At 48.8% G+C, this 22,534-nt stretch carries 18 protein-coding genes; 8 read left to right on the top strand and 10 right to left on the bottom strand.

Annotated features, from left to right (window positions below):
* Positions 1 to 6: 6 nt before the first annotated feature.
* Entirely contained in the window at positions 7 to 444 is a 438-nt protein-coding gene (locus tag OC443_RS06100; RefSeq protein ID WP_073579621.1) for a VOC family protein, read from the bottom strand.
* Positions 445 to 484: 40 nt separating this feature from the next.
* Positions 485 to 1,747: an MFS transporter gene (locus tag OC443_RS06095; RefSeq protein ID WP_073579620.1), complete on the bottom strand. Its 1,263-nt coding sequence runs from the start codon at positions 1,745 to 1,747 to the stop codon at positions 485 to 487.
* Positions 1,748 to 1,903: 156 nt separating this feature from the next.
* Here OC443_RS06095 and OC443_RS06090 point away from each other — a divergent pair, with 156 nt between their 5' ends.
* Positions 1,904 to 2,791, top strand: coding sequence for a LysR family transcriptional regulator (locus tag OC443_RS06090; RefSeq protein WP_073579619.1), 888 nt, complete (start codon positions 1,904 to 1,906; stop codon positions 2,789 to 2,791).
* A 182-nt stretch (positions 2,792 to 2,973) separates the two neighbouring features.
* Here the strand turns inward: OC443_RS06090 and OC443_RS06085 are convergent, their stop codons facing one another.
* The 6 genes from OC443_RS06085 to OC443_RS06060 form a co-directional block, all read right to left on the bottom strand.
* Positions 2,974 to 3,576 carry a hypothetical protein gene (locus OC443_RS06085; protein WP_073579618.1) on the bottom strand — a complete coding sequence of 201 codons (603 nt, stop codon included), beginning with the start codon at positions 3,574 to 3,576 and terminating at the stop codon, positions 2,974 to 2,976.
* A gap of 10 nt (positions 3,577 to 3,586) precedes the next feature.
* On the bottom strand, positions 3,587 to 8,914 hold the full coding sequence (locus OC443_RS06080) for an RHS repeat-associated core domain-containing protein (protein ID WP_073579617.1): 5,328 nt from the start codon (positions 8,912 to 8,914) through the stop codon (positions 3,587 to 3,589).
* Complete coding sequence (locus tag OC443_RS06075) at positions 8,914 to 10,260, bottom strand: hypothetical protein (protein WP_073579616.1); 1,347 nt, start codon at positions 10,258 to 10,260, stop codon at positions 8,914 to 8,916. Before OC443_RS06075 ends, OC443_RS06080 begins: the two co-directional genes overlap by 1 nt.
* A gap of 11 nt (positions 10,261 to 10,271) precedes the next feature.
* On the bottom strand, positions 10,272 to 12,338 hold the full coding sequence (tssI, locus tag OC443_RS06070) for a type VI secretion system Vgr family protein (RefSeq protein ID WP_073579615.1): 2,067 nt from the start codon (positions 12,336 to 12,338) through the stop codon (positions 10,272 to 10,274).
* A gap of 474 nt (positions 12,339 to 12,812) precedes the next feature.
* Positions 12,813 to 13,577 carry a tRNA pseudouridine(65) synthase TruC gene (gene truC, locus OC443_RS06065; RefSeq protein ID WP_073579614.1) on the bottom strand — a complete coding sequence of 255 codons (765 nt, stop codon included), beginning with the start codon at positions 13,575 to 13,577 and terminating at the stop codon, positions 12,813 to 12,815.
* A complete protein-coding gene (locus tag OC443_RS06060; RefSeq protein WP_073579613.1) occupies positions 13,570 to 13,890 on the bottom strand; it encodes a YqcC family protein in 321 nt (106 codons plus the stop codon). The genes truC and OC443_RS06060 overlap by 8 nt, the downstream gene beginning before the upstream one ends.
* Positions 13,891 to 13,971: 81 nt before the next feature.
* On the opposite strand from OC443_RS06060, the gene OC443_RS06055 reads away from it, so the two are divergent.
* From OC443_RS06055 to proS, 5 genes are all read left to right on the top strand, one after another.
* A complete protein-coding gene (locus OC443_RS06055; RefSeq protein WP_073579612.1) occupies positions 13,972 to 15,012 on the top strand; it encodes a DUF3549 family protein in 1,041 nt (346 codons plus the stop codon).
* A 100-nt stretch (positions 15,013 to 15,112) separates the two neighbouring features.
* Complete coding sequence (locus tag OC443_RS06050) at positions 15,113 to 15,409, top strand: hypothetical protein (protein WP_073579611.1); 297 nt, start codon at positions 15,113 to 15,115, stop codon at positions 15,407 to 15,409.
* Positions 15,406 to 15,873 (top strand): YaiI/YqxD family protein, encoded by a 468-nt coding sequence (locus OC443_RS06045; protein WP_073579610.1) that lies wholly within the window; start codon positions 15,406 to 15,408, stop codon positions 15,871 to 15,873. Before OC443_RS06050 ends, OC443_RS06045 begins: the two co-directional genes overlap by 4 nt.
* A gap of 16 nt (positions 15,874 to 15,889) precedes the next feature.
* Entirely contained in the window at positions 15,890 to 16,597 is a 708-nt protein-coding gene (tsaA, locus tag OC443_RS06040) for a tRNA (N6-threonylcarbamoyladenosine(37)-N6)-methyltransferase TrmO (RefSeq protein ID WP_073579609.1), read from the top strand.
* Between the two features lie 152 nt (positions 16,598 to 16,749).
* Complete coding sequence (proS, locus tag OC443_RS06035) at positions 16,750 to 18,471, top strand: proline--tRNA ligase (RefSeq protein ID WP_073579608.1); 1,722 nt, start codon at positions 16,750 to 16,752, stop codon at positions 18,469 to 18,471.
* Between the two features lie 135 nt (positions 18,472 to 18,606).
* Here the strand turns inward: proS and OC443_RS06030 are convergent, their stop codons facing one another.
* On the bottom strand, positions 18,607 to 19,521 hold the full coding sequence (locus OC443_RS06030) for a nuclear transport factor 2 family protein (protein WP_073579607.1): 915 nt from the start codon (positions 19,519 to 19,521) through the stop codon (positions 18,607 to 18,609).
* A 306-nt stretch (positions 19,522 to 19,827) separates the two neighbouring features.
* Here OC443_RS06030 and OC443_RS06025 point away from each other — a divergent pair, with 306 nt between their 5' ends.
* Positions 19,828 to 20,037 (top strand): YaeP family protein, encoded by a 210-nt coding sequence (locus OC443_RS06025; RefSeq protein ID WP_073579606.1) that lies wholly within the window; start codon positions 19,828 to 19,830, stop codon positions 20,035 to 20,037.
* Positions 20,034 to 20,225 carry a DUF4250 domain-containing protein gene (locus OC443_RS06020; protein WP_073579605.1) on the top strand — a complete coding sequence of 64 codons (192 nt, stop codon included), beginning with the start codon at positions 20,034 to 20,036 and terminating at the stop codon, positions 20,223 to 20,225. The genes OC443_RS06025 and OC443_RS06020 overlap by 4 nt, the downstream gene beginning before the upstream one ends.
* A gap of 105 nt (positions 20,226 to 20,330) precedes the next feature.
* On the opposite strand, the gene OC443_RS06015 is transcribed toward OC443_RS06020, so the two are convergent.
* On the bottom strand, positions 20,331 to 22,442 hold the full coding sequence (locus OC443_RS06015; protein WP_159440300.1) for a glycosyl hydrolase family 28 protein: 2,112 nt from the start codon (positions 22,440 to 22,442) through the stop codon (positions 20,331 to 20,333).
* Positions 22,443 to 22,534: the final 92 nt, after the last annotated feature.

Here is a 22,534-nt window from a genome sequence, read left to right as displayed (position 1 = left end):
TGCCTGTTAAGGCCATTCAAACTCACCTGACGGGCGTAAATCTTCAGGCGCTGAACCCGACTGACTCAGATATTCAGAGACTTCGATCAGGTTTTGATCCGGGTCTCTGAAATACACAGAACGGATTTTCCCCACCGCGCCGGTCCGTTCAACCGGCCCGTCAATTAACGGCACGCCATGTTTTTCCAGAACTTCAACCGCATGTGCGAGCGATTGTTCGAGAATAAAACAGAGATCAGTACTTCCCGGCATCACACATCCGGCTTTGGGCTCAAATTCACGCCCTGACTGATGCAGGTTGATTTTTTGCTGTCCAAAGATGAGAGCGGTTCGTCCCTGGGCAAAGGTCACCACCTCCATTCCCAGCACCCGGGAATAAAAATCAACGGTCGCCGGAATATCTCTCACGGTCAGTACCAAATGATCCAATCGGCTGATTTTCATTGTTTTTCCTCCTGATTGGTTAAGATATCATCTTCGTTTATCAGCTTGCTTCTTTTCTGTTCACGGCTTCTTCAGATCTGCATAACATTCGGGATCTCAACTGCCATAACAGCGGTGAACACAACATGAATGGCAACCCAACCTGCAGCATACCGGTAAAATCTAACCGCTGCCCGGCCAGTGTGACGATCAGTAAACTCCCCAGCGCCCCGCCAATCCCCACCGCCAGATGCTGAAGTAAATTTTGCAGACCCATCATTTTCATCCGCTCCCGGAGCGGTAAAGTACTGATCACTTCCGTCATCAGTATCAGTGTCCGCGAGGCACTGACCACAACAAAAATCACAAAACCGCTCGCTGCGATCTGCGGTCCGGATGCATAAAATCCGGCCCAGGTTGCAACCATCATCAGCACAGAAAGCAACCAAATCACCCGGTGTGCCGGAAAATTTGCAGCCGAAACCCTGCCATATAGCTGCACAGTCAGAAAAGAACATGCACCACTCAGAATATAGCATCCGCTCAGCAGATGTTCCGAAACACCAAAATTCACCTGTAGCATCACCGGATACTGGGTTGACACCATAAAAGTACTCAGTATTGCAGCAAAAATAACCCCGACAGAAAGCCATAGCAGGCCGTCATTCAGCGGTGGTGCCTGAGTCACTAATGTCTCTTCACGTTCTTTACCGCACTCTTTCCTCTGTTTCCGGGCCTTCTCCGTCGCAGATGAAGACGGTAATCCCCGCCAGACACACATCAACAGACCAGCGAGCATCAAACCAAGGCAGACAAAACCGGAACGCCAGTGATCAGCCGCAACAAACAGCAACCCCGGCACACCCACGGCCAGTGCCAGCGGAAAGGCACTCAGTACAGTCGCCGTCTGCTGTTTCTTGTTTTGATCCGTCGATAGCATCAGCACATAGTTCAGATTGACTAAAGTCAGCCCGCCGCCAAAGAAACCAGCCACCATGCGCATCACCAGCATCAAACCAAAATGATTTACCAATGAAAGGCTGAGAGTTGCCACTGAGATCCCTGCAAGATAAAGCAGTATTCTGCGTTTTTCCCGCCGTTTATCCTGAGAAACGTTCAAAATCAACCCGGCAGCAGCGGCAGCCAGTGAATAAGCCGTGGTCAGATAACCGGCCCGTGCAGCTGGCACCCCGGCATCCAGCACGATGTCGGCACTCAACGGCACAATTATCAGTGCATCAAGCGCGGCCAGAAACTGAGCCATGAAACAGAGGCAGACGGCACCATGACATTTTGTTTTTATCAAATGAAGCGGGTTTAACATAAGTGTCCTTATCGGATGAGATCCCCGCTATACCGGAAAAATTAAGCAGGAAAAGTAAACGGAAACAGTGAAAAGCACATTGTATAAACCCACATTCAGAGATAAAGTGGCTGATTCAGGTTTCATTATCCAATAAAACAGGATAATAAAAATAAAATGATTGACCAGATTGACCCACTCTGGCTGAAAAGCTTTCACAGTGTCTACGAACATCAGAGTTTTAAGCAAGCCGCAGAACAGCTGGTACTGCCAACATCGAATGTCAGCCGTCATGTGGCGTTACTGGAAGAAAAGCTGGGAACACGCTTACTGGAACGAACCACCCGCCGGGTGTCGCCAACCGGCAGTGGCGAACAACTGTATACGGCAACGAAACGGTTATTCACTGCGCTTCACGATGCACTGGAAGACGTCAGTACACAATCTCAGGCGCTGTCAGGTCAGCTGAAAATTCTGGTTCCGGATATTCCTGAACTGGCCAATGCCATCACCTCATTCTGTGTCAGTCATCCGGGTATCTCGCTCAGCTGCGAAACCAGTGTCAGCGCCAGAGAAACCCTGCTCGATGGCTTTGATGTCATCCTGCAATATCAGCGTGGTTCGCTGACAGACAGCGGCTGGATCGCCAGAGAAATATTTCGTTTAAACAGTGTCGTCGTCGCATCACCACAGTTAATCGCCCGCTGCGGTAAACCTTTTCATTTGCACGATTTCACCCGTCTTCCCTGCATCAGTAGCCTGACTGCGCTGGAAGGCTGCCCGTGGATTTTCAAACATAAAAACCAACACCCAATCCGCCAGCATGTGAATACCTCATTGAAAGTGAACAGCGGCCACATTGCGAAATCCGCAGCCATCGCCGGGCTCGGATTTGCCATATTACCGCAGCTCTCCTGCCAGCAGGAGATTGAAACCGGCCAGCTGGAAATCATCCCCACCGAAGCAGAACCGGAAGATCTGGTGTTATATGCCTTCTATGCGGGGAGAAAGCATATCGCACCCAGGGTTTCTGAGTTTGTTGGATATTTGCAGAGGTGGTTTTGACGCTGTAAACACTCACATTTGGCGAGACTATTTTGTGGTCGATAATAACTCGCATCCGGTACAAAACAGGAATCTGACGATGTCTCTGTTGAGCATCCATTTCCCAGCCCGACTCACACTCAATATCTGGATTTATAAAAATGGGCATGACACAAAATAATGAACAGTCTCGCTGTGGAGGATTAAGCTGTTTGAACAAAAAAAAGTCCGCTATCTTCTCCTTCTTCAAACTCTTTTCTCAAAAAAAGATAGCCATTAGCATCGGATAACCCTAAAACTCCACCATTTTTTATAGGTATATCTGATGAGTAGAACTGACCAACAAAATAATAATCATTGAGCAGCCCTTCAATACCAGACAAACCTTTCGGTAAATGTTTTGATAAAAAAGAAAAAGCAGGAAATGAGTCATCATCTATTTCGAACTTATCTATGTCAACATTCACTGATTTTGCTTCATTTCCAATTGTATGAGCTTCTTTTGTAACAACAACTTTAGTATACCCTTGTTTTAAATATTCCAACTCTTCTGCATCACCAAAATAAGTAATATCATCTAAAAAATATCCTTCATTATAAGTTGAATACACATATATATATGTATCATGGGGAAACAAATCTTCACTCAAATTCTGATTAACCATATTACTATCTATAGAGCATAGTAATTCGAGACTCTCTCCATTAGGATTTTTTGGCCAACCTTTTTGAGTATATTCACTACCGCCAAATGTTATTCCTTTATAATCATCTGTTACTTTATTAATTTTGAAAACAATGCTCATTTTATACCCCCTAACATTTCAATTTTTTCTTCGAAACTTCAACTCTATCATTATAAAATTCAACTGCATCTTTTCTAAGAAGAGATATTTTATCTTCAGGGATTCCTGTTCTTCTCATAGCTTCAGATGTAATATCCAGTTCGCCTTTGATTGTTGGAAGAAAATCATTAGGACCAAGTCCTTTCTCAGCACGAATTTGCTGTTCATGGAAATGGACTCCCCCAATCTTTCTGGTATCTTTGCCAATACCTCTGGTATGGTGATCTAAATCTAAAGCTATAGAAGGATTTCCTGATAATCTTGATTCTCCAGCTAAGCCTTGTTGTTTTAAGAATTCATGCCTAATCATCTCGTGAGCTTGTAATCCATCACCAACATTTGAACCACCATTCAAACTACCGTATGTGCCAAGTTCAAATAATTTTGCAAGCCCCAGCGGATCCCCCCAGTTGACCGGATCCCGTGGATAATCATACAGATTCAGCCCACCCAATAAACCGATCGGATCTCTGTTGAGGTAACACCCATCCTGTGGATGATAATAGCGGAACCGGTTGTAGTGCAACCCGGATTCTTCGTCCGCATACTGACCGGGTAGCCGAATCGGGTTGGAGACTTTATTTTCTTTCAGCTTCTCCAGCATGCCGTACGGGCTGGTCAGTGCCTGCCAGACAATATTGCCCCGTTTATCCAGCAGTTCCTGTGGCGTGCCCAGATGGTCGTTGAGGTAATAATAGACACTGAACTGCGGCGGCGGAAGAATATCATCTTCAGGCAGGTCTTCTGCTGCGGGCGGGCGCAGCTGCATCAGGGGTTCAAAACTGTTTGGCCGGTGAATATACACCACATCCGGTTGCGCAAATGAAACCGGCGGTAACTCTTCTCCCTGTAACAGATCGGTTTCGCTCTGCTGCTCCGCCAGCAACACATCACCATCCCACAGAAAACTGGTTCGGGTCTGTCTGACCGGCTGATTATTGTGATACTCAGTGACGAATTTCGCGCAACGCCGCCCCAGCGCATCATAAGTAAAGTTCATCACCAGCGTGGTGTGACTGGCGACGGTTTTCTGTAACACCGTCAGCTGATTTTGCGTGTTATAGAAATAACGGGTCTGTGAGGTGCCATTGCCATAAGATTCGAGAATACGATTCCCATATTCATCATATTGGCAATGCCGCTCCCCATTGCGGGTCAGCTGATTATGCCGGACATACGACGCTGCGCCATCAGTTTTGCCGCTGTTGAAGTGCAGGGTGTAAACCGGCTGACGACCATTGTCTGCTGCCGGATCGTCATGGAACAGATTTCCTGCTGCATCAAACCGATATTGCTGATGCTGCTCCCCGGTCGTGGTTTGTTGCAACCGGCCCCGGTTATCATAATCAAAGGTTTGTAGCCCACCGAACTGACGCTGAATCTGTGCCACCCGTCCGGCTTTATCATAAGCATAACCACGCCGTGTTAGCGGCTGTGGCTGATGCGCATGTTCTCCCCGTTGTTCAATCAGTCGCCCATAAGGGTCATAGGACTGCAACAGAGTCATCGCGCCCAGACTTTGTTTAATCTCAAACCCTTTCTCATCATAGTCGTAGCGGGACAGCACGTTGCCATCGATACTGATATGGCTGAGTTTATGCCCGGCACTAATGTGATACGTCAGGCACTGGCCATTGGGCAGGGTCAGGCTGTGATGGGTTGGCTGGGTCTCATACGCAATTCGCTGACCGTCCTGAATTTGCGCCGTTAACTGGTGTTGGTCGTTATATTCAAATTGGGTAATATGATGATTATTGCCAGCTTCAGTCAAACGTCCCTGCTCATCATAACTGAACTGACTACAGTCGCCGTCCTGATACAGGATTTTCTCTAACCGGCCCAGCGGGTCGCGGATATGCTGCTGCCAGCCCAGTTCACCTTCCTGACGCCGGGTCAGAAAATCGTTCGGCGCATACTGATAGCTGACGGTACTGCCATCGAACGCCTTTTCCTGAATCAGCCGCTCCTTCTCATCGTAATGCAGCTCGTAACGCTCACGGTTTTCATTCACCAGCGCCGTCAGGTTCAGCTCACTGTCGTATTCATAATGCAGTTCATGGCCATCGGCATGGGTGCGACAGCAGATAAACGGCAACCCCTGATAGTCGAGTTCAGTCACCGCGCCACTGGCATCCTGATATCGGCTCACCTGCCCTTCAGCATTATAGACAAACTGCTCTGCGGCCATGCTCTGATGCTGACGTTCCGTCAGGTTGCCACAGGCGTCATACTGCAACACAGTTTCTCCAAAGCAGGCACTGCTGACTTTAGTCACCAGCCCGCTCAGGTTGTATTCGTAACGAGTTGGCTGATTGTCACTGTCATATACCGTGCGAAGCAGTCCATGCTCATCATAATCATATTTCAGCAGCTGAATCCCGGCAGTTTTATTGACCGCAGACTGCAACTGCCCGGTAGTATGGTAGTCCAGCTCAATCCATTCACTGTCACTTTTGCGACAAATCATTGCACCCTGAGGGTTGTAGCTGAAGATGGTGGTGCTTTTCCCCTGATGAATTTCAATCACCCGGCCATCAATCAGCGCATCTTCCCCAGGCTCCGGATAGATGTATTCCGTCTGATTGCCTTTGGCATCCGTCTCTGAGATCAACCGGTTCGCAATATCGTATTCAGACGCAGTGCGATACCCCATCGCATCGGTGGTACCGATCAGATTATGGTAATCATCAAAGGTATAACGGGTAGAGTGACCCAGCGGATCGACTTCCTGACTGACCACCGGCAGCACCGGATGCCAGTGGTAAACCATGCTGGTTTCCCGCCCATCAGTCACTGTGGTAATACGCTTGTCATCATCGTAGTGCAGTTCCCGGACATAAAAGGGCTCCGGATAAGATTCACTGCGTCCCCAGGTCGCGATCGCCCGGGCTTTCACCCCCTTGCTGACATCATCCCAGCGGAAGTGATAAGTTGTGCCAACCCGGTTAGTTTCTTTGACCAGCAGGTGGTTCTGATACTGATAACTGAACGGCTGATGCTTCGCGTCCAGCACCTGTACCAAATCCAGATCCTGATACACGTAACTCACCAGTGGATGTGAGTTGCGGCCATCATCCAGCCCAATCCCGGTAACCCGGCCATATTTATCGGTGGAAACATTCAGCCGCCGGCCGGCACTGTCAAAAATCGCATACAGATGGCCATTATGCTCGTGGTAACAGAAGCGAATCTGATTGTGGTGACTGTCCTGAATGCAGGATAACGGGAAACGCCGGCCGGAGTTTTCTTCGTCATAAAAGGATCCCTGCGCGAAGTAATATTGCGTGCCGTAATAATCCTGAAGATAATAAGTGCCTTGTTTATCAACACACAAATGCATCCGGATATCGGGCATCAGGCTCGGTTTACCCGGTTTTGGCCGCAATGTACCGCAGGCGCGGCCATCAGGTAACTGAATCAACAGATAGTCAGTGTGATTATCGAGCAGTGCATAGTCGTAACTATGGTGCCAACCGTAACCCAATTGCCCCTGATAACTACTGTCTGAGTAATAACAGCGCTGCCAGACAAACGGCATTGGCCCCGGCAGTGAGATATCAGTTTGCTGTTCCGTTGTCACATAACCGGCAATCACATCAATCGGGTGACCGGTCAGGGTACAGATTGCGTTGTGTACACCTTCCCGGAAATTGTCACATTTTTTCAGTAATTTCTGATCGAAAACCTTATCGGCAGCCTTATGACATTTACCGCTAATCGCTTTCCACACCCGGCTTTTTTTCTGCCATTTTTTGACCGCAGCCCCAAGTTTTTTTCCGGCCCCACCGGCTTTCTTCGCCACTTTTTTACCAATCGCTCCGGCACCTTTCATCACGCCTTTCATCGCCAGTGCCGTCATTGAAATGGTTGGCGCACCACCCACGATCACCGGCATGGGTTGTGGTAACGGCAATTGCATACTGGTCGGCAGCACCATTGCCAGCGTTTTTTTCGGTTTATCTCCCCGGCCGGGTGTCGGAATACCGACCATGCTACAGTCCAGCCCCGGCAACGCCTGATAGCTGAACGGTTCACCTTCGGTCAGCACCGAAGAGGAACCCATAAAGATTTCCCCTTCATTAAAGGTTCCCGGGTTATGCCATGGCGTATGTGGCATATTTTTCATTTCACTTGACGCCATGCCTTTATGAAACTGATTTATATAAATGGAGCCACCCAGCATACCCGCCACTTTTGCCACGCCACCCAAACCAACGGCTGAGCAGGCCTGTGCCGCTTCAGCCATATATTCTCCGGAATCAAATACCATCGCAATATAGGGAGCCGGTATTGGTGTTGGCTGAGGGCAATCGAGTAGATGAACATCCACACCCATCACCGGGTCAAAGTGTTTCACGCTGGGGCTGCCAGCTGAAGCCAGCCCGAGTGCACCGGTCACTTTCCCCAGCGCGGTCCCGGCATTCTCCAGCTCCTGCATCGCCCCACCCAAAGCGGCAAGAGCCTGGTTCGCCAGCGGACTGCCTGTCTCCATTTCCCCGGATTTTATCTGATTAATCGTTTGTCCGCGGTTTTCCGGCGCAGTAGTTACCTGCGCCTGTTGCGGAGCTTCGGTGACCGGCGAAGCGGATGATGTGGATTCTGCCGCCGGTGTACTGCCAGCCTGTGTCGTGGTGCCCTGCGCAGTATTCTTTTGTGTTTGAGCTGAACTGTCAGTTTGCGATGCACGCTGTCCGGTTGATGATGAATTCTCAGTCTGTGCAGGATGCTCAGCAACGGCTGCCGTTTCTGATTGAGAAGTGGCTTTATGTTGCTGTGTCTCAACAGATGAGGATTCAGCAACCGGCTCCCTCTCTGATAAATCAGATTCAGCAGCGGTTTGCTGTTTTATCTCAGCAACGGATTGATTGTCCGTCTCAGCTGCGGTCGCCTCAGTCATATCCCCCACCGCCTCATCTGACGCTTCAGAGGCAGCCAGTTTCGGATCATCTTCATCAATCGCCAGTACATCCGGAGCCAGCAGTTGCTGTGCCAGTTGCGCCGGAGTTTGTGCCTGAGCCGCTAAAGCTGCGGCCACTTTTGCATTAAATTGCTGTACCTGCGGCGCTAATACACTCTGAGATAAATAACGTTGTAAAGGTTCAGAGATCGTTTGAACCCCTGGTGTTTTCAGACTGGCACTGACAAAGGCCTGAGCAAACGCCTGATGATAGACAGGATTCAACAATGCTTCGTGTATCGGCTGGTCTCCGGGCTGTAATTGCTGCTTCAGTTGTTCATTCAACAATTGCTTTGCCTGTAACTCAAGCTGTTCCGGCGTCAGATGATTGAGGGTTTCCATCAGGCGATACTCCCTTCTTGTTGTGGTGGCAAATCCGGCATATCGATCGCATCAGTCAGTTGCTGCCACTGCTCTCCCAGCAGTTCTGCCATATGTGCTGAAAAAATTTGCTGTTCGTCTTTTGGCTGCCGGGGGCTGATCTGCTGCATATTTTTACCCAGATAAGCCAACGTACCGCTCTGCCATAAATCTTCAGGTGTTTGGTATACCGCAACCAGCGCATCCGCACCGGATTCCCATGCTTTGTCATACTGTTTCAGCCGCGTCAGGCAAAGCACCCGCATCCGCAGGCTCTCATACGACATCATCCAGTTTTCCTGATGCTGAAATAATTGCGCGGCAGCAAGATAGCTTGCAGCACTCGGGTCATAACGGCAGCTGAGAAACTCAGCCGTTGCCAGATTGATATAAGCCATGGCTTCCAGCTGGTCCCGGGCTGGCAGTTCTTCGGTTGTCACCGTTTGCGCGACAGATAATGCCTGCCGGGTATGCTGCTGCGCCTGCTCATAATCCTGCAGGCTGACACAGGTGGCATAGAGCGCCGTCAGTGCCACCACCTGCGCTTCTTTCAGTTGCTGTTGCTGTGCAATCTGTAATGCGGACTGCGCCGCCTGTAATGCTTTTTCCGGTGCCTGCTGCGACTGATACTGAAAGGTTTGGGTCAGATAACGCCGGTAATCTACCAGCTCATCCTGTTGCGCCAGCTCATCAAGAACCCCGAGCATCATGTCGTAGCTTTGCCCCTGAAAACAGACCTGCTCAATGGATGAATCCGGCAAATCCAGTACCTGCCGGAGCGGTGAAAAAGGGGTGAGGTTGTCAATCAGGCCCAGACGGATTTTATTGGTGAGCTGTTCTGCCAGCGCGGTCATACATAAGACCCATTCATCCGCAGAAGCAACGGTTGGCGGAATAAAGAAAAGCATCAGCTTATCGAAGTAATCTCCGTAAAGGTGCGTCAATTCCTGTGTTAGCCGGTTGAAACGCGCGATACCGGTTTCCCCGTCATCAGCAATAAATTCCGGCTGCCAGTCAGGTAACGATGGCTCATCCGGAAATTCAGGATCCCCGATAGGTAATAAAGGCTTGAGGCGATCATAAGCCTGGCATAACGCAACCACCGCCTGATTGGCATACTGCTCAGCTTCTGTAAACGGCGAATCTGCCAGGACAATGACATCAACAGACTCTATTTTATATGCTGCCCGCATCGATAAAAATTGATAGGCTACCTTAAAGTCGTTATCCGTTGCATGGAGCAGTAAAATCCGCTTCTCCGGCTGCATGGTAAACTCAGTCAGCGCCATATCCAGCTCACTGATTTTTTGTTGCATTAACTGAGACATAAAGCACCTTCCTAATTCAGTTTGATTTTGGTACCATTCTGGAAAATGCCGGTGTTGTCCAGTTTGATTGACGAAGCACCGGTTTGCAGTGTGATACTGTCAGGCGTGATTTCAACGCTGCTGTTGCCACATTGCAGTGTAATGCTTGCGTCCGAAGTGTGGATCACCGCGCCGGTGGTTTGATGAGTCAGTGCACCGCTGACGATTTGCATCTGATCTTTTGTCACCGACACCGTCTGATTTTTCTGGAAAGTCTCCGTCTGATTTTCTTTCACGGTGATCGTTTGTTCTTTCGTGACCGTGACATCCTGTTTGCCATCCACGGTCCAGACCTGATTTCTTTTGACGTAATGGGTTTCATCCTGCCCGACCTCAACGCTGCGATCCTGGCCGACCTGATGGGTCTGATTCACCTTGATGCTGGACGATTCGTTATTGCCGACATTTTTAGTCCGGTCATTACCAATGGTTAACTGATGATCATGACCAATCTGATGGGTTTCATCATGATCCACTTCTTGATTTTTATCATGCAACACTTTGATTTTATGGTCTTTTTGTGCATGAAGATAAATCAGCTCTTTATCCGCCTGATCTTCAAAACTCAGTTCGTTAAACCCTTCTCCCTGATGGCTGTCACTGCGCCACACAGTTTTGGTTTTCGCTTCCGGCAAGGTATAAGGTGGCGTGTTCGATGCGTGATAGGTTCTTCCGGTCACTATCGGCTGATCCGGGTCGCCATTCAAAAAAGAGACAATCACTTCATGACCAATCCGGGGAATCGCCATCATCCCGTATTGCCCTCCGGCCCAGCCCTGAGACACCCGCACCCAGCAGGAACTCTGGTCATTCATCTCACTTTCCCGATCCCACGGGAAATGAAGCTTCACCCGGCCATGTTCATCACAGTATATTTCTTCGCCGTCCGGACCAACCACCTTCGCCATACAGGGACCATCCACCTGCGGTTTGGGCTGCGGCCTGGCCCGCCATACCAGATCTCCGGGAATCAATTGAAACTGATTGCTGTAGGTCGTTGCACCGTCGCTGCCTTCTTCTTCCAAAGCCTGAGGCTGGGTTCCCCGATGGCTCACCGCAACCGCCAGCCATAAACGGTTCATTGCGTCATCCACATGATCTTCCACTTCAAACCGGTGGCCGGGTTGCAAACGGGCTTCGTCACTGCTTCCGGATACGGTCTGTGCTTCTCTTCTCAGATATTCCAGCCGGATCTCAGTGAATGCTTTGCCATTGCTATCATCTTTAAACCGTCCCGGATGGTCAAAGTGTTCATAGGTTTGCAGTTGATAGTCCATCGCTTTACCATCCAGCTGTTGGGCAAAGCGATAATCAGGCTTCTTAAAACTGTAGTCCTGAAGGTGAATTGAACTGACTTCAGACTGCCGGCTCAGTTTCATGGCGGAAATATACGGGGCATCACCTGCACCGCCGGACACCACATTGTACGGCACAGTGAATCCGGGCTTCATAAACCCTTCCGCGTTATCAGTCATCACCAGAGTATGCTTTGTGTCTTCATGGACAAAAAAGTACATCAACCCTTCTTCTGCGGCTAAGCGGTGGAAAAATGCAGCATCCGTTTCCCTGTATTGCACACAAAATTCACGTTGTGCCAGTGTCCGCCGGACAGAAAAGGCGTAATCGGCGATACCCATTTCATCAAGCAGTGTGGTCAAAATTTCCTGCACATCCTGCTGCTGAAAGATACGGCTATTTTGTCTCAGGGATAAACGTTCCAGCGATGGCACCAGCGTGACAGAATAAAAAGTGTGATTAAATCCCGTATCACCTTTCACAAAGGTGCGGATGATACCGTGAATCCTTCTGACAACCTGACCATCACGAATCACTTCCAGTAAAGCCGGACTATCAACGATTTGTCTGGCCGTTAAGCCACTGTTCCTGCTTGCCAGTTCAATCTGATACCGGTAACCAAAAACGGTTTGATTCTTCTCGTCAGTCCCGTCAGAAATAAACTCATTCCCGTGAAATTCACGCACCACTAAAGAATCATCATTGACGCCATCAATAGCTAACCGAAAGTTTAACGTTCTCATGTTCTGTTCCTGCTTTATATTTTTAAAATAGAAAAAGCTGTATTACCGCTGAAAACCACCTGAATTCAGGTAAAAAAACCGCAAAATACGATGTTCCAGTACCACCGATGAAATGCAAAGCACCATCCCGGTTTTCATTGCAATGAAACATTCACCAAATCAATGCTCTGCATATTTCAGGGCATTATTCATGCCACGAATGCATATGTACACATATCAATAATTTGGGATAACAGAAATATAAATACAGGCAAGATCTTGCTCAGGCGTGAGCAAAAAGTTGCCCGCTGAGCAAGATCTTGCCCGGTGTATTTGTGGCAGGGATCTCTTTGTTAATGAATTAGTTATACCCAAGCAACCTGAAGATGCAGTGTTCAGGTCATTTGGGTATACATGTAAAAAGAAAGCATATTGATGAGTTCAGTATGCTTTGGAGCTACCGGGAATTGAATGATAAAAATATCAGGGGGAAAATTAAGAACAGTGTTGTTTTTCTGCCAAAACGGAGTCATCAGAATTCAGTGCTGCCTGCCAGTCAAATACCTGAATCAGGCGTTGCCAGATATCATCCAGCGGCGCATGAATCATGATTTCCTGACCGGAAAAAGGATGAACAAACCGGAGTGAAGAAGCATGCAGCAGCAGGCGGTGACAATCGTAATGATCCCGGAACAGACGATTATGCCGCCCGTCGCCATGGGTGGTATCACCAATGATCGGATGACTCAGATGATGCATATGCCGCCGCAGCTGATGTTTACGGCCGGTTTTGGGCTTCATTTCCAGCAAACAATAACGGCTGGTGGGGAAACGCCCGGTTGAATACGGGACTTCCACGGTTGCCAGCGGTCGGTAAGCTGTTACTGCCGGTTGGGGTTCTTTATCGTCGCGCGCGAATTTATCTGCGATTTTGTCCTGCTCTTCTTTTAACGGGTAATCCAGCACATCCGCCTGTTCAATCCAGCCCCGGATGATGGCATGGTAAGTTTTCTCTATTTCATGGCCGGCAAACAGTGGTGCGGCTTTTGAAGCAATCTCACCGGAGAGCGCAAACAACAGCACGCCAGATGTCGGGCGATCCAGCCGGTGCAGCGGAAAAACATGCTGACCAATCTGATCACGCAGTGTCTGCATCACAAACTGCGTCTCGTGCTTATCCAGCCATGAACGGTGTACCAGCATTCCTGCGGGTTTATTGACAGCAATCAGATATTCATCCCGGTATAAAATCTCAAGCATGCCCACACTCCGATTCGATCTGTTTTAACACCGCCAGTAAAGGCTGTCGCTCTGACTGACCCTGCCATACTTCTTCAAAGTAAGGTGTCATCTCAAATCCCTTCGGCAAAGCAATCCCCGAAGCGATCCGCCGGCGCATTTGAGGTAAAAACAGCCACTGTAGCCACGCGTGGGGTAACAACGTATCAATAGCAAACGGCTGTTGACTGGCCAAAGCGCGCTGAGCCGGAGGCTCATTTTGCCATAACTGCTGTTGCCGGAGCTGTTGTTCCAGCGCATTAAGCAGCAATGTGATCGAATGATGGTCTTGCATAACGTGTTTATTGAGATCCGGACTTGAAAACGGCGCACAGGATACCATTTATTGAGGAGCATTCGTCAATAGTTGATAATCATGAAGACAATACATACCCTGACCGATTTACTGAAACAGAGCCAGTGCGAATTTCAGATCACCGAACTTGGCCGCCGGATCCAACCCATTCCACTGTCTGATTTTGAGCAGATTGAGCGCGGACAACGCCCGTGGCCTTACCCGGTCCAACGCGAGGCAAAATTTGCCATTGTCTACTGGAATGAACTCAAACAACCGTGGATCTGGTTTTTACGGTTTCAGCTTGATGAGCGCGGGTTAATCAAGCCCTCGGATATCGGTCAGTTTATCCGTTACATTCTGGAAGCGATGGGCACACGGCTGAATCAGTCCCTGTCTGATGAGCAACAGGAAAAACTGGCGAATAATCCTTATACCTATACGCCGCCGGAAGACAAAATGGCGGTCTTTCACAGTCAGGTCCGGGCAATGCTCGATCTGCCTGCCAGTCAGTATTACGAGCATGCCCAAAGCTATTTTAAAGGGGAAACCGAATGGGACCAGTGGCACAGCGTTGGTCTTCAGGGAATCACTGATATCTGCGCCCGTATCACACAGGAACAGAACGTCGTTCATCTGATCAAAGCGCTGAAACATCTGCCAGCGCAACCCCGCTATGCGTTACTCGGCGCGCTGGAACATACCCCACTGCAATCCCGGCTGGCTGATCGTATTCAGGAAATCGTCCATACAGAAATGCAGCAGTCCACACCTGATATTTTCCTGCTGGCAGCCTATCTCAGAGCACTTGCCGGTGCACCGGATCATCAGCTCTGTGATGTGGTTCAACAGGTTCTGGCATTGCCGGAACTCTGCCATCAGGAATTACTCATCGCGATTGGCGGCAGATGCTGGCAGGCACTGGCTGAGCCGAAAGCTGCGGAGAAATTTTTGATTCGTCTGGCACAAACTGGCAATCAGTCACTGTTCAATCAGTTATTTGCCGATCTGGTGATGCTGCCTGAGCTGCGGATTATTCTGTTGCCTCTGCTCCATTCAACGGCTTCGGCTGAACTGGAATCTGCCATGACAGCACTACAGCAAAACACCAAAGGTCACTGAAGCATTGCTTCAGGTTTTTTTTAAAACGGTCTATTTCAAAACTATGGTTTCCTGAACTTACAGCATACAATGGCCAGTGAAACGAAACCGGGGATAACCTATGCAGACGAAAGATATTTCACAGGAACTGACCACTGTGATTGAAGCGCTGACCGCAGAAGGCAAAGAGCCGACGGTCGCGCTGGTCAAAAGCAGACTGGCAACCAAAGTGCCGATTCCGGTCATCGTTGCTACGATCAAAAGCTGGAAATCAACTCAGCGGATTCCGAAAGTGGCAATCAAAACCCTGTCAGACAAAGAGCGGATTGAACTGCTGGAAAAACAGGTCGCTGAGCTGACCAAACGCCTGACTCTGCTGGAAGCCAGAGATGCCGCACAACAGGAGCAAACATCATGAATATCTGGATAGATGCCGATGCCTGCCCGAAAGTTATCCGGGAAGTCATCGTTCGCGCAGCGGAAAGAACCGGCCTGACATTTACTTTTGTCGCAAATCATGTCATTCCCCTGCCCCGGCGGAATAATCTGCATTTTATGCAGGTGCAGGCAGGCTTTGATATCGCAGATAACGAGATTGTCCGGCGTGTGGAAGCCGGTGATCTGGTCATTACTTCCGATATTCCACTCGCCAGTGAAGTCCTGGAAAAAAACGCGATGGCACTCAGCCCACGGGGCGAACTGTTTACTCAGGACAATATCAAATCACGGCTCAACATCCGTGATTTTATGGAAACCATGCGTGCCAGTGGCGTACAGACCGGCGGACCGGCCGCACTGTCGCAAACCGACCGGCGTGAATTCGCCAGCCATTTTGACCGGATTCTGGCCCGTCAGGCGGCTTCAGCACAATCCCGCAAATAAACATCAGGCTGATTTGATGCACGATTCCCCCGAAATCATCGGACGAATTCACAGTCCGTACAAAGAAAAATTCGCGGTACCAAGGCAGCCGAAACTGGTGCCCTCGGCGACTGCCCGGATTGAACTGCAGGGTGATGCCAACTGCCCGGAAGCGGTACGCGGGCTTGAACAGTTCAGCCATTTGTGGATCCTGTTTTTATTTGACCAAAACCAGGCAGCCGGATGGAAACCGACGGTTCGCCCGCCCAGACTGGGCGGCAATGAGCGAATCGGCGTGTTTGCATCGCGTTCAACTTTCCGGCCAAACAGTATCGGCATGTCGGCGGTTGAGTTCAAAGGTGTCACTCAGGAAGGGCGGCAACAGTATATCGAACTGGGAAATGTTGATATCGTCCACGGTACACCAGTCATAGACATCAAACCTTATCTGCCTTATTCCGATGCCATCGGACAAGCCACCGGCGGCTATGCGGCGGAAGAACCGCATCTGGCGGCGGTGTTTTTCTCTCCGCAGGCAGAGGCTTTACTGGCTTCCCGCCCGGATGGGCCGCATCTGCGCAGCGTGATTCAGGAAGTCCTGGCACAGGATCCGCGTCCGGCCTATAAAAAAGGAAAGACAGATAAAAAGGAATATGCAGTCCATTTGTTTGATCTCAACGTCCGGTTTACTGCACAGGATAGTGAAATCATTGTCACCTCCCTTTCTCCGGTCACCAGTGGCTGAAACTCCCCCCGGAAACGATTCCTGCACAGAAATTTCACTACAGAATACTTTTGACAAAGCATAATGGCTGCTATTATTACCCGCTAAATTCAACGTTTACCCGGCCAGAGAGCCGGATAAACCATGTCTAACCAGATGAACGGATACCATAAATGCGCACCAGTAAATACCTTCTTTCAACGCTGAAGGAGACGCCAAACGACGCAGAAATCGTCAGTCACCAGCTCATGTTACGGGCCGGTATGATTCGTAAACTGGCTTCAGGACTTTATACCTGGCTGCCAACCGGTCTGCGTGTATTGCAGAAAGTCGAAAAAATTGTTCGTGAAGAAATGAACAACGCCGGTGCTGTAGAAACCATGATGCCCGTGGTTCAGCCTTCTGAACTGTGGCAGGAAACCGGCCGCTGGGATAAATTCGGCCCCGAACTGTTGCGGATTGCCGACCGGCATAACCGACCGTTTGTACTGGGACCGACGCATGAAGAAGTCATCACAGACATGGTGCGTAATGAAGTAAAATCCTACAAACAGTTGCCGCTGAATCTGTATCAGATTCAAACCAAATTCCGCGATGAAGTCCGCCCGCGTTTCGGTGTGATGCGCTCACGTGAGTTCATCATGAAAGATGCTTACTCGTTCCATATTGACCGGGAAAGTCTGGAAGCCACCTATCAGGACATGCACACGGCTTACTGTAATATTTTCTCACGTATGGGGCTTGATTTCCGCCCGGTACTGGCTGACTCCGGCGCAATCGGCGGCAGTGGTTCTCAGGAATTCCACGTGCTGGCAGAAAGCGGAGAAGACCTGATTGCATTCTCAACCGAATCTGATTATGCCGCCAACATCGAAAAAGCAGAAGCACAGGCTCCGGCGACAGAACGTGCTGCGCCTTCACAGGAAATGACATTGGTGGATACACCGGATGCCAAAACCATTGCCGAGCTGGTTGAGCAATTCGATCTGGCGATTGAAAAAACCGTGAAGACACTGTTTGTGAAAGCTTCTGATGAAGTTGAAGCGCCGTTGATTGCGTTGATTATCCGTGGCGACCACGAACTCAATGAAGTGAAGGCAGAAAACCTGCCGCAGGTCGCAGCACCACTGGAATTTGCCGGTGAAGAAGAAATTCGCGCGCTGATCGGTGCAGGTCCGGGTTCTCTGGGGCCAGTCAACCTGGAAGTACCGTTTATTGTTGATCGCAGTGTTGCGGTAATGAGTGATTTCGGAGCGGGTGCGAACATTGATGGCAAGCACTACTTCGGCATTAACTGGGATCGTGATGCGCAATTGGGTCAGGTTGAAGATCTGCGCAATGTGGTTGAAGGTGATCCAAGTCCGTGTGGTCAGGGCACGCTGCTGCTGAAACGCGGTATCGAAGTCGGACACATTTTCCAGCTGGGTAAAAACTACTCCGAGTCGATGAAAGCGACCGTGCTTGGTCCGGATGGCAAAAGCGTTGTGATGGAAATGGGCTGTTACGGCATTGGCTGTACCCGCGTGGTTGCGGCTGCAATCGAGCAGAACAACGATAAATACGGCATTATCTGGCCGGATGCAATTGCACCGTTTGAAGTCGCAATTGTACCAATGAACATGCATAAATCAGAGCGGGTTCAGCAGGAGGCTGAGAAGCTGTACAATGAACTGAAAGCACTGGGTGTGGATGTCCTGTTTGATGACCGGAAAGAACGTCCGGGCGTGATGTTCTCAGACATGGAACTGATCGGCGTTCCTCATACGATCATCATTGGTGACCGCAGCATGGACGAAGGCAACTTCGAATATAAAAACCGTCGCAGCGGAGAAAAATCACCTGTCGCCATCGATGATATCGTTGCATTTGTACAGCAGCAGCTGAGCAAAGCATAACCGGTCAAAATATAACCGAGTGATGACATAACAAAGGAAAGGGATGGGATGCGTTTAACCATCCCTTTTTATTGATATTCAGACTTGTTTACCGGCAAATGACGGCATCCATCGTGCCCCCCGTCAACGACCTCATCAATTCGCTACCAGCAGCACCGGCAATCTCGCCGTATTCCAGAATTCAGTGATCTTCCCGTCAGAAAGACGGTACATTTCAAACCAGGTGGTGGAATAAGGATGACCTTTCCCGTCTTCATAAGCAGCTTTGCCCGCCACAACAACTAAGTCACCTTCTGCAACCATATTGACCAGCGGTCTGACTTTTATCTCTGAACCTGCCGCATGTTTTAACAATGCCGGTGTATGGCGAATACAGTTTTTAGCAAAAAATGCCGCACGTTTCCCGGCATGCCGGAGTGCCAGTATACGCTGTTTATTAGCCGCCAGTTGCCTGTCATCACTCTCCGGAACTTTCTCTGGTTCTGTATTTTCCTTCACCGGGGCGTAAGGTGCCGGCGTCATTCCCATAGGAAGTTTACCGTGATCCCAGTGCTCAACAATCCGGTTATTTCTTATCCTGAATAAGTCAAACCAGGTTGTGGTATAAGGATGGGGATATTGCTGCCGGTCTGCCTGAACAAAAGCCACCAAATCTTTCTCAGCGACAATGGCTATCAGCTCAGCTTTGACCCGCGGCAACACCGGCTGAGGTTGCCCTAAAGCGGAAAAAAATGACAGGGTAGCGCTGCGCCCGGAAGCGATGACCGGATTATGCTGAATATAATCCCGGCCTAAGTACTTTCTCGCAGCCCGGACATCATGCGCATCCACCAGCGTTCGCCACATGTCATACACTAACCGTTTATTCGCCGCCAGCTGGTGATCCCGGCTCCGGAGCAGAGCCTGATGATTCTCAGAAACATTCACCGGTGCTTGATGGGACAGATGTGATTCAGGCGGAACAGATGCGCAGGCAAATAAAATAAACAGCGTATAAGCACAGATACAACAAAATCCCGTCTTCTTTGTCCATATCCATATGTCTGCCATGATTATTCCTTTCATCCGGTTAAAGGGCACTTATATACGCGTCAAACAACCTCGAAAGGCGTCATCATTTCTTCGGTTGTTTTCCCTGAACTGAGCCTGTTGATGAAGCGCTGAATTCTGCATCTTGAGGTCATTTGGGTATACAAACAGAAGTTATGCAATCAGAATAATAAAATAGCATGTTCACCTGAAAAGTCATCCCGAAATCATCCCGATACCGGACAGCATTTTTCATCGCTGATGTTTTGAGTTTCAATCACCAGACATGTAGTATTGAGAGCAGTTATCATTTCAAAGGTATTAGTGATGAAAGTTTACGAATGTTGCGACCTGATCAAAGAGTTATACGCACAAATAGGCAGTGGTGACCAGGGTTATATACCTCAGGCAATCAGTTGCGTGGTACGGACATTGAATGAGATTGCTTCCGATGCTGAACTACCCGCAGGCGTCAGAGAAAAAGCGGCATTTGCTGCTGCAAACCTGCTCATTTCAGATCATGAGGATAAATCATGAATCTGACCAATTTTCAGAACATGGATCCCATTTTGTTATTCAGCCTGGTCAATACCAAACTCCGGGATGATTTTAATGGTGATCTGGACCAGCTGGTCTCATATTTCGATATTGATAAAGAAGCGCTGATCAAACGTCTTGCCACGGCCGGATTTGATTTTTTACCTGAAGCCGGCCAATTCCGTTAAGTACTGTCATTGAGTACGTCTGTTCAGACATGTCTGCTCAGATGAGGAAAAATCAGATCCCAAAAAAGCTGTTGATCAAATCAACAGCTTTTTTGTTCCTGCTGGTTATTCAATATCTTTATGCGCAGGTTTGACATGAGAAAAGTGAATATTTTCAGAATGGGTCATATTCCACAGAAGTTTATGTTGACTATCCCAGTCTGTCACCGCCACATTCTCAAAGGTGGCGTCTTTCAGGTGATCAATCTGCGTCGCCACCACATGTTTCGCTTTCAGATTTGAGACAATCACATCTTCGTGGAAACTTTCCGGATAAGAGGAATCAGACTTCGAACTATCAAATCCATCGACTTTAATCAAAGGGGCACCACTTTTTGATGATACATTGTCCAGTGTGTTATTAATAATCCGGATATGTTTGAACTGAGCAGGTTTCCGGGCATCCTTAAACACATTGTCACCCATAGAGTAAGCCAGAGTCATCACGAACGGGCTGCCAATCTGACCATGATTTTTAATCTTCACGCCATTCATTTTATAACGGTTATGGGTGCCGATATCTTTCATCGCATTGTCACGGAATACGACCCGGCGCGCTCCGCCACCAGTGGCTGTGGTACTTTTCATCCTGAATCCGTAATTGGTCAGAAACAGCACATTGTCTTCAGCCAGCAGATCCTGAATCCATGCGCCGGTATGACTGCCAATGGCAATCGCACCATGACCTTCACGCAGATAGTTATTAAAGATCCAGATTTTTTCGACCGGTTTGGCATCAGAGTAACCTTCTTCATAATCCGCACCCTGTCCGGCCGCAAAGTTCACGACATCATCGCCGGTATTCATAAAGTTACTGAACACCGCGGCATGAGCACTGTTGCCAAACTCAACGCCATCTGCATTGTTGATGTCATAAGTTTCGACATAGTTATAAGCAAAAGTCATATGATCGCTTTCAAGGAACATAATCGTATGATAAGCCGGGTTGCGGATTTCCAGTTCACCGACATAAGCATGGGAAACACCGCGCAATGTTGCCAGACTTGAACGACGGTTCGCATACAGATCTTTACTGGTCTGGCCGTTAAAGCCACCATAGGATTCTTTGATCAGGTCATACAAATCATCTTTTGTTTTCCAGCCGGAATTCTGCTCACGCCAGGCAGCAAGCATCTGACTGTCAGCCAGTATTCCGTAGGAGAAGACTTTCTTACGGTTGCCTTCAATATAATAAGTCAGCTCATTGCCGGCTTCATCGGCCGTTCCTTTCGCTGTATGTTGCCAGCCATTACCATCCAGAATACCGCCACCGGTAACCCGAATGTTTTCAAACTGATGTCTGCGGGCATCATAGCCAACCTGTTCATTAACGGACCCGTTGCGGTGATCAGCGGATAACGCATTTAACAAAGAAGGCGGACGGCGCGAATCTGTCGGATTTGTCCGGTAACTGTAGAGCTGATATCCCTGACTCAGCGGATAATCTTCAGCACGGGGGGATCCTTTTAAGGTTGCCCCTTTCTGAATTTCCAGTGTCATATTACTTTTGAGGAACAGCGCACCGGAAACAAAAACCGGGTGGCTTTTATTTGCACCGGAAGCCGGAATCACTACCTTACAGCCATAAGCACTGGCTGAACTGCGGGTACAGTCATCAATCGCTTTCTGAATGGCTTGTGTATTGATGGTTGAACCATCTCCGACGGCCCCATAATCCAGTACATTCACCACCTTGCCAAAAGCTGGTGCTGTCGTAAAACTGAGGGTTTTACTGAGCGATGATTCAGAATCATCCGCATAAACAGCCCGGAGATTAAACTGATAGCGGGTCTTCGGCATCAGGTTATTCACTTTAAAATTCAGATAAACGGGGTGCTGGTGAAACCTCTCTTTATCTGCTTTAAAGAAGGCATCGATATATTCAACCGCCGGTGAATAAGTTTGATTGTTTTCACTGGCGAAACCAATCATTTTGCCATTTTGATACACTTTATAATCAACAATCTTTTGATAATCAGCGGGTTTATGCCAGGTTAAAACCACATGATGATCATCATAGGCCAAAGTGGGAACTTCCGGTGTAATATCACGCATTGAAGTACCATCAGGAGAAACACCAAAGAACTGTTCGGCTGCAACCGAGTTTTGGCTGACAGCAAACATCACCGAAGCCGTTAACAGCCCGGGAAGAAATACAAACGCTTTTGTTTTAAACATGGAAGAATAACCTTCATTTGGGAGAGGAAATATCTGATACACCAAAGCGTATGTCACAGCAGACATACGTCAATTCATAATATAAACAATAG

This window comes from Vibrio quintilis (genome assembly GCF_024529975.1).
In the GTDB taxonomy this organism is placed as follows: domain Bacteria; phylum Pseudomonadota; class Gammaproteobacteria; order Enterobacterales; family Vibrionaceae; genus Vibrio; species Vibrio quintilis.
This window is presented reverse-complemented; position numbering and strand designations above follow the sequence as displayed.

Coding starts and splice junctions, on each gene's coding strand:
- tsaA (WP_073579609.1), top strand. CDS start 15,890: ATGCACGATTCCCCCGAAATCATCGGACGAATTCACAGTCCGTACAAA.
- OC443_RS06030 (WP_073579607.1), bottom strand. CDS start 19,521: ATGGCAGACATATGGATATGGACAAAGAAGACGGGATTTTGTTGTATC.
- OC443_RS06025 (WP_073579606.1), top strand. CDS start 19,828: ATGAAAGTTTACGAATGTTGCGACCTGATCAAAGAGTTATACGCACAA.
- OC443_RS06045 (WP_073579610.1), top strand. CDS start 15,406: ATGAATATCTGGATAGATGCCGATGCCTGCCCGAAAGTTATCCGGGAA.
- OC443_RS06085 (WP_073579618.1), bottom strand. CDS start 3,576: ATGAGCATTGTTTTCAAAATTAATAAAGTAACAGATGATTATAAAGGA.
- OC443_RS06095 (WP_073579620.1), bottom strand. CDS start 1,747: ATGTTAAACCCGCTTCATTTGATAAAAACAAAATGTCATGGTGCCGTC.
- OC443_RS06090 (WP_073579619.1), top strand. CDS start 1,904: ATGATTGACCAGATTGACCCACTCTGGCTGAAAAGCTTTCACAGTGTC.
- OC443_RS06020 (WP_073579605.1), top strand. CDS start 20,034: ATGAATCTGACCAATTTTCAGAACATGGATCCCATTTTGTTATTCAGC.
- OC443_RS06060 (WP_073579613.1), bottom strand. CDS start 13,890: ATGCAAGACCATCATTCGATCACATTGCTGCTTAATGCGCTGGAACAA.
- OC443_RS06015 (WP_159440300.1), bottom strand. CDS start 22,442: ATGTTTAAAACAAAAGCGTTTGTATTTCTTCCCGGGCTGTTAACGGCT.
- proS (WP_073579608.1), top strand. CDS start 16,750: ATGCGCACCAGTAAATACCTTCTTTCAACGCTGAAGGAGACGCCAAAC.
- OC443_RS06050 (WP_073579611.1), top strand. CDS start 15,113: ATGCAGACGAAAGATATTTCACAGGAACTGACCACTGTGATTGAAGCG.
- OC443_RS06080 (WP_073579617.1), bottom strand. CDS start 8,914: ATGGAAACCCTCAATCATCTGACGCCGGAACAGCTTGAGTTACAGGCA.
- OC443_RS06100 (WP_073579621.1), bottom strand. CDS start 444: ATGAAAATCAGCCGATTGGATCATTTGGTACTGACCGTGAGAGATATT.
- OC443_RS06075 (WP_073579616.1), bottom strand. CDS start 10,260: ATGTCTCAGTTAATGCAACAAAAAATCAGTGAGCTGGATATGGCGCTG.
- OC443_RS06055 (WP_073579612.1), top strand. CDS start 13,972: ATGAAGACAATACATACCCTGACCGATTTACTGAAACAGAGCCAGTGC.
- tssI (WP_073579615.1), bottom strand. CDS start 12,338: ATGAGAACGTTAAACTTTCGGTTAGCTATTGATGGCGTCAATGATGAT.
- truC (WP_073579614.1), bottom strand. CDS start 13,577: ATGCTTGAGATTTTATACCGGGATGAATATCTGATTGCTGTCAATAAA.